General features: G+C 61.8%; 11 protein-coding genes. 3 read left to right on the top strand and 8 right to left on the bottom strand.

What is annotated here, in order from left to right:
• Window positions 1–4: 4 nt before the first annotated feature.
• Genes ABCW43_RS19430 through ABCW43_RS19405 form a run of 6 tightly spaced genes read right to left on the bottom strand, consistent with a single transcriptional unit; the run spans window position 5 to window position 6508 of the window.
• A complete protein-coding gene (locus ABCW43_RS19430) occupies window positions 5–1558 on the bottom strand; it encodes an ABC transporter ATP-binding protein (RefSeq protein WP_345927417.1) in 1554 nt (517 codons plus the stop codon).
• Entirely contained in the window at window positions 1555–2256 is a 702-nt protein-coding gene (gene biuH / locus ABCW43_RS19425) for a biuret amidohydrolase (RefSeq protein ID WP_345927482.1), read from the bottom strand. The genes ABCW43_RS19430 and biuH overlap by 4 nt, the downstream gene beginning before the upstream one ends.
• 11 nt (window positions 2257–2267) lie before the next feature.
• On the bottom strand, window positions 2268–3284 hold the full coding sequence (locus tag ABCW43_RS19420) for a formamidase (protein WP_345927415.1): 1017 nt from the start codon (window positions 3282–3284) through the stop codon (window positions 2268–2270).
• 12 nt (window positions 3285–3296) lie between these two features.
• Window positions 3297–4223 (bottom strand): ABC transporter permease, encoded by a 927-nt coding sequence (locus tag ABCW43_RS19415; RefSeq protein WP_345927413.1) that lies wholly within the window; start codon window positions 4221–4223, stop codon window positions 3297–3299.
• Complete coding sequence (locus ABCW43_RS19410; RefSeq protein WP_345927411.1) at window positions 4223–5353, bottom strand: ABC transporter permease; 1131 nt, start codon at window positions 5351–5353, stop codon at window positions 4223–4225. The genes ABCW43_RS19415 and ABCW43_RS19410 overlap by 1 nt, the downstream gene beginning before the upstream one ends.
• A gap of 39 nt (window positions 5354–5392) precedes the next feature.
• Window positions 5393–6508 carry a BMP family ABC transporter substrate-binding protein gene (locus ABCW43_RS19405; protein WP_345927409.1) on the bottom strand — a complete coding sequence of 372 codons (1116 nt, stop codon included), beginning with the start codon at window positions 6506–6508 and terminating at the stop codon, window positions 5393–5395.
• 337 nt (window positions 6509–6845) lie between these two features.
• On the opposite strand from ABCW43_RS19405, the gene ABCW43_RS19400 reads away from it, so the two are divergent.
• Both ABCW43_RS19400 and ABCW43_RS19395 read left to right on the top strand, forming a co-directional pair.
• Entirely contained in the window at window positions 6846–7520 is a 675-nt protein-coding gene (locus tag ABCW43_RS19400) for a GntR family transcriptional regulator (protein WP_345927407.1), read from the top strand.
• Between the two features lie 168 nt (window positions 7521–7688).
• Window positions 7689–8537: a hypothetical protein gene (locus ABCW43_RS19395; protein WP_345927405.1), complete on the top strand. Its 849-nt coding sequence runs from the start codon at window positions 7689–7691 to the stop codon at window positions 8535–8537.
• A 20-nt stretch (window positions 8538–8557) separates the two neighbouring features.
• Here the strand turns inward: ABCW43_RS19395 and ABCW43_RS19390 are convergent, their stop codons facing one another.
• Both ABCW43_RS19390 and ABCW43_RS19385 read right to left on the bottom strand, forming a co-directional pair.
• Window positions 8558–9997, bottom strand: a complete 1440-nt coding sequence (locus tag ABCW43_RS19390) for a M81 family metallopeptidase (RefSeq protein ID WP_345927403.1) — start codon at window positions 9995–9997, stop codon at window positions 8558–8560.
• A gap of 8 nt (window positions 9998–10005) precedes the next feature.
• A complete protein-coding gene (locus ABCW43_RS19385; RefSeq protein ID WP_345927401.1) occupies window positions 10006–11148 on the bottom strand; it encodes an ROK family transcriptional regulator in 1143 nt (380 codons plus the stop codon).
• 135 nt (window positions 11149–11283) lie between these two features.
• Between ABCW43_RS19385 and ABCW43_RS19380 the strand changes: the two genes are divergently transcribed.
• Window positions 11284–12822, top strand: coding sequence for an ABC transporter substrate-binding protein (locus ABCW43_RS19380; protein WP_345927399.1), 1539 nt, complete (start codon window positions 11284–11286; stop codon window positions 12820–12822).
• Window positions 12823–12884 lie beyond the last annotated feature (62 nt).

Here is a 12884-nt window from a genome sequence, read left to right as displayed (position 1 = left end):
GCCATCAGTGATGCCCCGCCATATGGGCGCCGATCACACCGATATCGGCGGCGCGGATCGGGGTTTCGTAGACCAACTTGCCCTCCGAGATCACCATGATGCGGTCGGACATTTCGAGCAGTTCGTCGAGGTCTTCCGAGAGCAGCAGCACGGCCGTACCCGAATTGCGGGCCCGCATGATGCGGGCGCGGATTTCTGCCACAGCGGAAAAATCGAGGCCGAAACAGGGGTTGGAGACGATCAGCAGATCGACATTGCCGGTCAGTTCGCGGGCGAGCACCGCGCGCTGCACATTGCCGCCGGAGAGGGCGGCGATGGGCGAGGAGGACGAAGCGGTCTTCACCTTGAAATCCGAGATCAGCGAGGAGGCGCGTTTCTTCATCTCGCCCTTGTTCAGCCAGATCGCATCCTTGCCGTCGCCCTTCAGGTCGAAGGTGCGGAAGGCGAGATTTTCGCTGACCGTCATTTTTGGCGCGCAGGCGTTCTGCAGCGGTTCTTCGGGGATGAAGCGGACATTGTTCCTGCGGGTCTCCGGCCTCGTCGCGCCATAAGTCTCGCCATTGACGGTCACGCTGCCTCTGTCGGTGGGGCGTTGGCCGGCGAGGATTTCGGTCAACTCCTTCTGGCCGTTGCCGGAAATGCCGGCAATGCCGACGATCTCGCCGGAACGGACCGTCAGGCTGTCGATCTCGATCGTCTTCAGGCCGGACCGGTCCGGCGCCTTGACCTGCTCGACCTTCAGTACCGCTTTCGCAGCTTCCGGCACCGGCAGGCGGCTGTCGAGTTCGGCGAGCTTTACGTCGCCGATCATCATTCCCGCCATGTCGGAGGTCGAGAGTTCGCTGACCTTGCCGGTGCCGACCAGCTTGCCACGGCGCAGGATCGACACCGCATCGGCAAACTTCGTCACCTCATGGAACTTGTGGCTGATCATCAGCACGGTCAGTTCGCCGCGTTCCGTCATGCCGCGCACGATACCGAGCATTTCGTCGGCTTCCGCTGGCGTGAGAACGGAGGTTGGTTCGTCGAGCACCAGGAAGGACCGGCCGAGATAAAGCTGCTTGACGATTTCCAGCTTCTGCTTTTCGCCGGCCGCCAGTTCGCTGACCGGCCGTTCGAGCGGGATCTGGAAGGGCATGCGTTCCATGAAGGCGGCAAGATCCTTGCGTTCCTTCGCCCAGTTGATCACCGAGGGCACCGAGGTGCGGCTGATCACCAGGTTTTCGGCGCCGGTCAGCGAGGGAACCAGCGTAAAATGCTGGTAGACCATGCCGAGCCCGTAGGTTGCCGCATCTTTCGGCGAGGCGACCGCGACCTCGCGGCCGTCAACCGAGAGCGAGCCCGAGGTCGCGTGGTAGAAGCCCATGATACATTTGACGAGCGTCGACTTGCCGGCGCCGTTTTCGCCGAGCAGCGCGTGGAACGAACCGGCCGGCACGCTGATCGAGACGTTGTCGAGCGCGGTGAAGGACCCGAAGCGCATGGTCATGCCGAGCGTCTCGATGCCGACCGCCTTGCCGGCCTGGGGTAGGGGCGTATCGCGGACAATGTTGTTCATGGCAGCTGGCTCACAAAGGTAACGGAATTGGAGACGGAGCCGAAGACGCCGCCCTGCATCTTGACCATCTTGATGGCGGCCAGATGATTGCCGTAGTCGGTGGCGCCGCAGCAGTCTTCGAGCATCAGGCATTCGAAGCCGCGATCGTTCGCCTCACGCATCGTCGTCGAGACGCAGACATCGGTGGTAATGCCGGTCAGCACGATGTTTTCGATGCGCTTCTGGTTGAGGATGAGTTCCAGATCGGTGGCGCAGAACGAGCCCTTGCCCGGCTTGTCGATGATCACTTCCCCCTCGATCGGGTAGAGTTCGGGTATGATGTCCCAGCCGGGCTCGCCGCGCGTCAGGATGCGGCCGCAGGGGCCGGGATCGCCGATGCCGGCGCCGATGCGCTGCGAGCGCCAGCGCTTGTTGGCGGGCAGGTCGGCGAGGTCGGGGCGGTGGCCTTCGCGGGTGTGGATGATGTGGTAGCCCTTGGCGCGCATGGCGGCGAGCACCGCCTTGATCGGCTCGATCGGCGCCTGCACCAGCGACAGGTCGTAACCCATGTGATCGACATAACCGCCCTTGCCGCAGAAATCGGTCTGCATGTCGATGATGATGAGGGCGGTGTTTTCCGGTCTCAAATCGCCGTTATAGGGCCAGGCATAGGGATCGGCGTCGATATAATGCCCTTTGGTTTCAACCATCGCGTCCATCATTGTCTCTCCTATTCGCCAGCCAGCTTGAATGTCTCGCCATAAGATCGCACGGGTTTGTCGAAGCCGCAGGAGGTGCCGTCGGTGACCTTCACCGCGTCCTCCCAGGGCAGCCTGTATTTTCCGGCGATCAGATCGTGCATGTAGGTGTAGGGCGCATCGCCTGCGCCGCCCGCGACCGCGACGTAACCCCGATGGCCGAACTGGTAGATGTTGTTCTCGACGCCCCAGCCGAGCCGGGCCTCGCGCACCAGGTCGGGCCGCACTTCCGCGGTAATGATCTCGTTGACCCGGCCAGACGTGCCATGGGCGATGATCGTGCCGTCGAAATTGCAGACCATGCCTTCGCCCATGGAATCGAACGTGCCGTCCGAGCCGCACATGCACACACTCGCCGTCACCATCAGGTTGCAGAAGGCGTTCGACTGGTTGGTGAAGCGCCACGCGTCGCGGATCGGCGCGGTGTAGCCTGCCGTGCGGATCATGATCTCGGCGCCCTTGTAGGCGCATTCGCGGGCCATTTCCGGGAACATGCCGTCATGGCAGATGATCAGGGCGAGTTTTGCGCCCTTCGGTCCGTCGATTACCGGAATGCCGAAATCGCCCGGCTCCCAGGGTTCCACGGGCACCCAGGGGTGCATCTTGCGGTAATAGAGCTTCAGGTCGCCGTTATCGTCGATGACGATGCCGGAATTGTAGGGCATGCCGCCGGGGTTCAGCTCCATGATCGAGAAGCAGCCCCAGATCCCATTGTCCCTGCAGGCCTTACGGAAGGCCGCGACTTCCGGGCCGTCGCGCGAGCACATGATCTCCGGATTGATGTCCATCGACAGTCCGTGCAGCGCATATTCGGGGAAGACCACGAGATCCATGCCCGGCTGGTTGCGACGCGCCTTGGCGACCATATCGACGATCACCTGTGTCTGCTTTGCAAGATCCGCCCTGGTGACCGTCACCGGAAGCTGGAGCTGGACGAGGCCGATACCGACGCCGTGCTCCGATTTGTTGAGGCCGCCCAATCCGTTCATGACCGATCTCCCTTATTTGGTCAGCGACAGCGCGCCTGGCGCACCGGCAAGCGAGCGGGTGGGCGACGAGGTCGCGATCAGGATGATGAGGGTGAGCACGTAAGGTGCCGCGTAGAACAGGTAATAGCCCTGCGTGACGCCGACCGATTGCAGGGCAGGGCCGAGCGCGCCGGCGCCGCCGAACAGCAGGGCCGCGAGGAAGCAGCCGATCGGGTTCCAGCGGGCGAAGATGACGAGTGCCACGGCCATCAGGCCTTGGCCGGACGAAATGCCTTCGTTCCAGGAGCCGGGATAATAGAGCGACAGATAGGCGCCGCCGATTGCGGCAAGCGAGCCGCCGACGGCGGTCGCAAGAAGGCGGACGCGGTCCGGGCTGATGCCCATGGCGCGGGCGGCATCGGTGCTGTCGCCGACGACGCGTAAGGTTAGGCCGACGCGGGTGTTTTTAAACGCCCACCAGAGAAAGAGGGCGAGTGCGGCGCCGATGAAGAACAGGACGTTGATGTTGAGCGCCGCCTGGACCTGCGGCGTGGCTGACCAGCCACCGAGCGGGATGGAGGGCAGTTTCGGCGCCACCGGCTGGATGAAGGACTTGCCGAGGAAAAAGGCGAGCCCTAGGCCGAACTGCATCATGGCGATGCCGATGGCGATGTCGTTGACCTTGGGCCATTTGCAGATCCAGCCGTGGATCGTGCCGAACATCGCGCCCGTCGCCATCGCGGCCAGCATGCCAAGCGTCGGTGAACCGGTCATCACCGCGACCGCGTAAGCCGTCATGGCGCCGAAGACGAGCGTGCCTTCGAGCCCGAGATTGATGCGGCCGGAACGCTCGGTGATCGTCTCGCCGAGCGAGACGAAGATGAAGGGCGTCGAGACGCGGATGGCGCCTGCGAAGATCGCCAGCGGCACGCCCCAGAGGCCGATACCTGTCTCTTCCATCAGAGGCTCCTTTTCCAGAGGTCGGGATTGAAGATCTTGAAGCGGCCGTAAAAGGTCTCGCAGAAGAGGATGACGATGAAGAGCGTGCCCTGCAGCACGAGGACGGTGGCATCCGGCAGGCCCATGCGCCGCTGGATCAGGCCCCCCGATGCAGCGATGCCGCCGAGCAGGATGGCGACCGGGATGATCGCCAGCGGATTGTGCCGCGCCAGGAAAGCGACGAGGATGCCGGTGTAACCGTAGCCGGCGGCGAGCGAGGCATTGGCGCTGCCCTGCACCGCCGCGACCTCGATCATGCCCGCCAGACCCGCAAAACCGCCGGCAATCGCGGTAAAGCCAACGATCAGCTTGCCGACCGGCAGGCCCTGGATTTGTGCCGCGCGAACATTGCCGCCGGCGATGCGGGCGGCAAAACCGAAGCTGGTGATCTCGATCAGCACCCAGGAGAGGATGCAGGCGACGACGCCGATGACGAGGCCCCAATGCACGTCCATGCCGGGGATGTGGCCGAGCATATACTCCTTCGGCAGGGGCTTGGTGGACGGCTTGTTGAGGCTGGCCGGATCGCGCAGCAGCCCCTCGACGAACTGGTTCATCAGGGCGATGGCGATATAGGCGAGCAGCAGCGAGGAGATCGTCTCGTTGACGCCGCGATAGTGGCGCAGGAAACCGGCAAAGCCGATCCAGATGCCGCCGACGACCATGGCGGCGAAACCCATGAAGACGAAAAGCACGATCGGCGGCACGATGCCGACGAAGGGCATGGCGCTTGCCGCCGCCGAAACGCCGCCGAGCACCACGGCACCCTCAGCCCCGATGATGACGAGACCCAGCCGTGCCGGCAGCGCCACGCAGAGCGCCGTCAGCAACAGTGGGGCGGCGCGGGAAAGGCTGTTCTGGATCGAGAACCAGCTTCCGAAGCCCCCCGTGTACATGAGCTGGAAGAGGGTGACCGGCGACTTGCCGACCGCCAGGATGAAGAGGGAGAAAAGCGCCAGGCCGATCAGGATCGCCACGAGCCCGATCGCCACGGGCTCGGCCCGTCGCGCCAGCCATTCGAGGATGGGGCGGAGCGACGCGCCGCTCCCCGATGCTATCGATAGTCCCGGATCGTTCGCTTCGACCGTCATGGCGCTTCTCCCTTGAGGTAGGGTTTGGGAACGTTGGGCTTAAGAGGTCGAGCCGACCACGCCTTCGACCAGATAACCCATGCTTTCGAGCTCGATCGCATCCTCGGCAAAGGCGGTGCCGGCGGTGACGACGACATTGCCCTTGTTGTCCTTGATCGGCCCCTTGAAGACCGAGAACTTGCCTGACATGATCTCGGCAAGCGTCGCCTCGAACTTCTTGCGGCCTTCGGCGGAAACGGCCGGTCCGAGCGGGCTCATCTTGACGAAGCCGTCCTTGAGGCCGCCGCGGACGAAATTGCCGAGCTTGCCGCCGCTCTGGGCCGCCTTGATGAAGTTGGTATAGACATTGCCCCAGGCCCATTCGGCGCCGGTCAGGTATTTGTCCTTGGCGAGCGCGCTCTGGTTGGCGTGGTAACCGCAGACGAAGGCGCCGCGGCCGGCGGCCGTCTCGACGACCACTTTCGGGCTGTCCACATGGCAGGTGATGACGTCGGCGCCCTGGTCGACCAGCGCGTTGGTGGCTTCGGCTTCCTTGACGGCGAGCGACCATTCGCCGGTGAAGATCACCTGGCAGGTGATGGTCGGATCGACCGAACGGGCGCCGAGCAGGAAGGAGTTGATGTTCTGGACCACCTGCGGGATAGGCTTGGCAGCGACGAAGCCGATCTTCTTGCTCTTCGTTGCATAAGCCGCTGCGATGCCGTTCAGATACTGGCCCTGGCCGATATAGCCGAAATAGGAGCCGGTATTCATCGGGTTCTTGCTTTCCTGCCAGAGGCCGCCGCAATGACGGAACTGGATCTTTGGGTATTTCGCGGCCATCGCCAGCATATGGGGGTCGAAGTAACCGAACGAGGTGGGGAACAGCAGCGTCGCGCCGTCGAGGTTGATCATCGATTCCATGGTCTTCTGGACATCGACTGTTTCCGGAACGTTTTCCTCTTCGACCAGCGTGATGCCCGGCATCTTCTTGATGACGGCCGCACCCTCGGCATGGGCCTGGTTATAACCATAGTCGTCCTTGGGGCCGACATAGATGAAGCCGACGGTGAGGGCGGTCTGGGCTGCGGCCGGCGAGCCGATCAGGCCGGCAGCGACGCCGGCAGCGGAAGCCTGGAGAAAATTGCGGCGGTTCATAGAAAGGAGTTTGGTCATCGGAATGCTCCTTGCGGCGCTTGGCCGGTTTCGAACGGGTACGGTAAAGTGCATGCAATGCGTGTGCCAGAAACTAACGCATTGTTATTGAAGTGTAATTTTACACACGGAAAACTGCGCGACGAAAAGTGCATACAGATTCATCGCGATTCCGCTTAAGAAATAATCAATAGGCATTATTTGTTCAGCAATCCGGAGGGCGGGGCAATACGGCAATTGCCGGTGCCGGTTTTCAAACTTCGAAAACCTAAAATTACCAATATCTTGCAGCGGTCATTTGACTTATGGAGTCCGGAGCGGCATCTGTATGCAAGTTGTGAGAGTTAAGAATCGTCCCGTGAAGCAGGTCAGGCGCAGAGAAGTCATCCGTACCGGAACCACCGTCGAACAGATGGTGCGGGCGATTGCCGACATGATCGTCACCGGCGCCATCCTGCCGGGAGAGAAGCTCGACGAGATCTCGCTCGCCTCACGTTTCGAGGTGTCCCGCACCCCGGTGCGCGAGGCTCTGCGCGAGCTCGGGGCCATGGGCCTCGTCGGTCGCGAGCCGAACCGCAGCGCCGTCGTCACCAATGTCAGCGGGACCTATCTGCATTCGATGTTCGAGGCGATGGCCGAGCTCGAGGGCATCTGCGCGCGGCTGTCGGCGGAGCGGATGACGGTGGACGAGAGGCGGGCGCTGGAGCTCGAACATCGCGGCTCGATGCGGCTGGTGCATGCCGGCGCCGAAGAAGAGTATGCGGCGCATAATACCGAATTCCACACCCGGCTTTATCGCGGTGCCCATAACGACCATGTGTTCGAGATGGTGACCCAGACGCGGGCGCGGCTTGCACCCTTCCGCCGGGCGCAATTCCGCCTGCCGGGGCGTCTTGCGAAATCCTACGAGGAACACGACCAGATCGTCACCGCGATCATCCGCGCCGATGCGGTAGCGGCTGGGCAGGCGGCCTATTCGCATGTGGCGATCGTCAGCGACGCGAGCGCGGTGTTCGCGACGGCCGGGGAATAGGCGGCCTTCCAAAGGTTCGTCGGAACCGATTCTGCTTAGAGGCAGCCCCTGAAGACTCTTTGAACCGCTGCAGATCATATCTCCATAAAGGGTTGTGAATGATCTTGACTTACAACCTGGAAAAGTAAGACTAATCTACCATTGGGCAGACGTGCGGTGGGGTAAGAAATGAGTAGTGTCGATAACAATTCGGATCCAGAAAATACGGCGACAACAAAGAAGGTCACGCTGGGTTCACTTTGGAATAGCACAGCCAATGTATGTGGTGTGCTTGGTCTTGTTATAGGTGTAACTTGGACATTTCCAAGTGAGATTTGGGAAGCTTACTTTAGTAGCCAGGTAAAAATGGAGGAGGATGTCAATGAAGCCATAGTGCAAATGGCATCTGTTTATAAAGAGTATGCCTTGTCTCAGGCGACTAACCTGAATGACCAAGCCCGCTTTATGTTGAATTCAGTTGCTATTGTGCAAATCGGTCACCAACTGGATAAAATCAGCAAATATCCCGATCAGATTTTTGATCAATCAAGTTACTTCGAGAACCTGGCACTTGCCGGCTTGGCTTTTCAGGTTCAGAGGTATGATGACGCGCTGCGATATAACAAAGCAGCAATTGTTGCGGCCAGCCGCGAGAAGATAGAGCCTCTTGAAGCGTATACCGGTATCGCCAATGCCACAACCGGCCGAGATGGGGCAGGTTCCATTCAGAAAGCCAGAGAAAGCTACAAGTTGGCTCTTAAGGCGGCCTTCAAGCGTCAGCAAACGGGGCGGGCAGACTATGCCATGGCACCTCTGTCCGTTATGATTGACACATCGCTCACAGAACTCAAGATGGGCTCTTGGGAGTGTGGTAACACGCTTGCAAGCTTGGTTGAACTTCAATTGACCAAACCTGAGATGAAAACTGTGGCAATGGCTCAAACTGCATTGGCAATATTCAAGGGTATGAGATCGACGATCGTACCGGTAACCGGCAGGTCTTCCTTTGCTTGCGACTATATTTCGTCATTAAACTAGCCTCAACGTGTCAAGGAGCATCATCCCGTTGAACGCGCCGAAACGAATACCTGCGGCTCGTAGGTAAAATCCTTGTCGAACGGGTAGGTCGGCTTCAGCTTACGGTGGCGCTCCAGGCGCTCCACGAACTGATCGACCACGCCCGGCGACAGCGCCATCAGGTTGGGGTTGGCGATCGGCGCCAGTTCCGGGGAAAGGTAACCGGACTTCACGACGATGATTTTTGCGCCGTTCGGGTCGAGGCCGAGGCGGGTGAAGTCGGCGATGTAGTGGTAGGGGCGGCGCTTGGCGGAGAGGACCAGTTCGATGCCGCCGATCGCCACGACCGCCTGGCGGTCAGCAAGGTCGGATGTTTCGTGCAGGAACTGCACCTTCACTTTGGCCTTGACCGGCTTGCTGCCGATCGTGTCGAGGGAGGCGCCGATCTTGAGGTCGAGTTCGGCGCCGACGCCGGCGGCATAACAGGCCTCGGTTGCGGCCTTGTCGGCGATGCCGGCGAAGACGACGCCAGTGGCCTTCTTGGCGATCAGGTCGTCCAGCACGTCGGCGCGGTCGCCGACGCCGCCGCCGGTCGGGTTGTCGCCGGATTCGGCGAGCACGACAGGGGCGGTTTTCGAGGCGATCGCCTTGTCGACGCATTCCTGGATCGAGCCGGTCTCGCAGCCGAACACGAATTTTTCGCGCGCATCCCAATAGGCCCTGGCGACGCGCTTGGCTTCCCGTTCGAGCACGGCGCGGTCGGTGCCGGTCATGATCGCGGCGGCGGTGGCGCGCGGTTCGTCGGCCCAGACGTAACCGACCATCAGCGAGGCATCCCAGACGCCGTCGATCGCGTCGATTTCCGGCATCATCTCGTAGAGGCTCTTGGCCGGCTCATCGACCGTCGAGGTGCGTTCGCCCGGCAGAACGACCGGTATCGGCGCCCAGAGCAGCACCGGCTTGACGCCCGTCTTCAAGCTTTCAACCAGCATTTTGACCGAGCGGCGCATCGTCTCCTCGACGTCGATATGCGGCGCGGTGCGATAGGTGGAATACATGTCGAGCGCGTCGATGATCCGCTGGCTGACATTGCCGTGCAGGTCGTAGCTGGCGGAGACCGTGCAGTCCGGGCCGACCAGATCGCGGGCGGCGGTGATCCAGTCGCCCTCGGCGTCCTCCATGCCCTGCACATACATGGCGCCGTGCATCGCGAGATAGAGACCATCGAGCGGCAGTAGCGGCTTCAGACGATCGAGGAATTCCGCCTTGAAGCGCTCGTAGGTGGAGCGGGAGACCGGGCCGCCGGCAATCGCGCGGCAATGGATCGTGGGCAGGAACTCCGCGTCGTAATCCTTCAGGAAGGCGAAATAGGGGGCCGCGGTCAGTTCTTCGCCGCGCACGATGCGAAAATCCTTCTCCTCGTTGAGGACCGGATTATAGGTGCTGCATTCGATATGGATGCCGCCGACAGCGATGCGCATGGGAAACCTCAGTTGGAGTTGGGGCCGAGCAGGAAATTATGGGCTGCGATGCTCGCCGCACCGCGCGCCCAGACATCGCCATCGACGCGCTTGATGCGGATCGGCGTCTGGCCGGCGTAACGCGGCAGCACGTTGGTTTCGATCGCCTGGTTGACCACCGTGCCGAACAGGCCGTCGAACGAGCCTTCGACATGGGTGATCAGGATCAGGCCGGGGTCGTTCATCTGAATGAGGTTGGCGATTGCCAGTCCCAGCCCCGAGCCGGCGCGGTGCAGGATGCGGATCGCGGCGGCATTGCCGGTCGAGGCCTCGTATTCGATATCCGACAGCGAGGTGCATTCCAGCCCCTCGGCGCGCGACATTTCCTTGATCGCCTTCATCGAGGAGACGGTGTCGAGGCAGCCGCGCTTGCCGCAGCGGCAGGGCGTGCCGCCGGGTTCGATGGTGCAATGGGCGATTTCGCCCGCGCCGCCGTGATTGCCGCGATAGAGCTTGCCGTCGATGAAATGGGCGCAGCCGATGCCGTCGCCGAGCGAGACGACGCTGAAACTCTGGATTTCGCGGGCGCTGCCGAACAGTTTTTCGCTGACGGCGACCGCCTTCGCATCGTTCTCGATGAAGGTCTCGACGCCGGAGCGTTCGCGGATGATTTTTGCCAGCGGCACGTCCTGCCAGTTGAGCAGCGTCGACTGGACGCAGTGCGACTGGGTCTCGTCGACGAAGCCGGAGAGTGCCACGCCGATGCCGGACAGTTTTTCCTTCGCCTCCGGATGGCCTTCGAGCAGGCCCGGCAGACCTTCGGTAATCGCCTCGGCAATGACCTGCGGATCGCGCGACAGCGGCATCGACCGGCGGGCGATAATCTTGCCGTTGAGGTCGCAGAGGATCATCGGGGCAGGGTCTTCGAGCAGCGAGATGCCGACGAAGAAGGCGCATTCCGGGTGCAGGTCGAGCCGCACCGACGGCCGGCCCTGGCCGTAGACCGTCTCGGTCTCGTGCAGCACGCCGAGGTCGATCAGATCGCGGGCGATACCGCTCATTGCGCCTTTGCTGAGGCCAAGCATGTTCGCCATCTCGGTCCGGCTGAGCGGGCCGGATGTGCTGATGACGCGCACGAGCTGGCGCTGGGAGGAGGTGAGCAAGGCGTTCAAGGCGGTCGTTTTCTGTTTGTGAATGTGGCTTGACACTAAGTTCAGGAAATGAACAAATCAACGCCAATAAATTATAAAAATGATCTAAGGCGGCAATGACCGCCCTCATGTCAACAAAACCAAGGGTGAACAATCATGACCATGTTCCTGAGAAGCCGTCATTTTGCGCTTGCCTGCGCGGTTGCGGGAGGCCTCGTGTTTCCGATCACGGTCAATGCCGCGACGCTCAACGTGATGCAGACCGAGGCGCCGCGCTCGATGGATCCGGGCGACCAGACGGCGACCTATACGGCAGCCCTGCTCGACCCGATGTACGAAGGCCTCGTCAAGCGCGATCCCGATCTGTCGCTGAAGCCGGCGCTTGCCACCGAATGGTCGGCAGATGCCTCCGGTCTCGTCTGGACCTTCAAGCTGCGTCCGGGCGTCAAGTTCCATGACGGCACCGCCTTCGATGCCGATGCCGTGGTCAAGAATTTTGCCCGCCATCTCGATACCAAGCGCGGCCTTGCCGCCAGCGGTCGTCTGCGCACCTTCCTCGAAGGCGTCACCGCCGTCGATCCGATGACCGTGCAGTTCAAGCTGAAGACGCAGTATCCGGCCTTCATCGCGCTCTTGACGACAGGTCCCTGCCTGATGGTCAGCCCGACGGCGGATGCGGCCGGCACGATCGGCTCGAAGGCGGTCGGCACCGGCCCCTACAAGCTTCAGGAATACAAGTCCGGCGAATACGTGATCCAGGCCAAGAACACCGACTGGTGGGGCAGCGCGCCGAAGGGCGAAGACCAGATCAAATGGACCTGGACGGCCGAGCCTTCGGTGATGAACATGGCGCTGCAGACGGGTGATGCCGATGTCATCAACCCGTTCCCGGCCGCCTTTGCCGCGCAGGTCAAGGCGAACCCGGAGATGAAGCTTTCGACGACCGACGGTTCGGCCGTCTTCTGGGTCTCGCTCAACACCAAGCTGAAGCCGCTCGACGACGTGCGCGTCCGCCAGGCGCTGAACTATGCGACCGACCGCGACGGCATCGTCAAGGCGTTCATGAACGGTTATGCGACGCCGGCCAACTCGCCGCTCGCACCTGTCACCCCCGGTTACGACAAGACGCTCAATCCCTATCCGTACAATGTCGAGAAGGCAAAGCAGCTCCTGAAGGAAGCCGGTTATCCGGACGGTTTCGCCATGTCGACCATCGTGCAGGAGCAGGAATCGCGCATCGGCGAACTGCTGCAGGCGATGTGGGCGAAGGCCGGCGTCAAGCTTGAAGTCCGCAAGATGGAAGGCGGCGTCTGGTCGAAGGCGGCTTTCCAGGATCCGGCCGGCAAGGAGAAGGACAATATCGGTTCGTCGATCGCCTCCTGGTCGTCGGGCGTCAACGGCGCCGATCTGCAGTTCCGCCCGCTCTATTACACGAAGAGCGCGTCGCCGGCCGGCGCCAACCTCGGCTTCTTCTCGGACGCAAAGCTCGATGAGCTGATCGACAAGGCCGCCTCGACGCTCGACGAGAAGGCCCGCAACGCGATCTACGTGGACGCCCAGAAGGTGGTGAACGAGCAGGCTCCGCATGTTCTGCTCTATACCAAGCAGGACCTGTTTGCGACGCGCGCCAGCGTCAAGGGCACCTGGGTGATCCCCGGCGGCCTGATCGTCGTCAAGGACGCCAAGAAGCAGTAGGATCGAGAAACGACGGCGGGTGGAGAAATCCGCCCGCCGTTTCCTTTTTCAGTGAATGAGGC

Origin of the sequence: Neorhizobium tunisiense (assembly GCF_039631515.1) — a bacterium.
Taxonomy (GTDB): domain Bacteria; phylum Pseudomonadota; class Alphaproteobacteria; order Rhizobiales; family Rhizobiaceae; genus Neorhizobium.
This window is presented reverse-complemented; position numbering and strand designations above follow the sequence as displayed.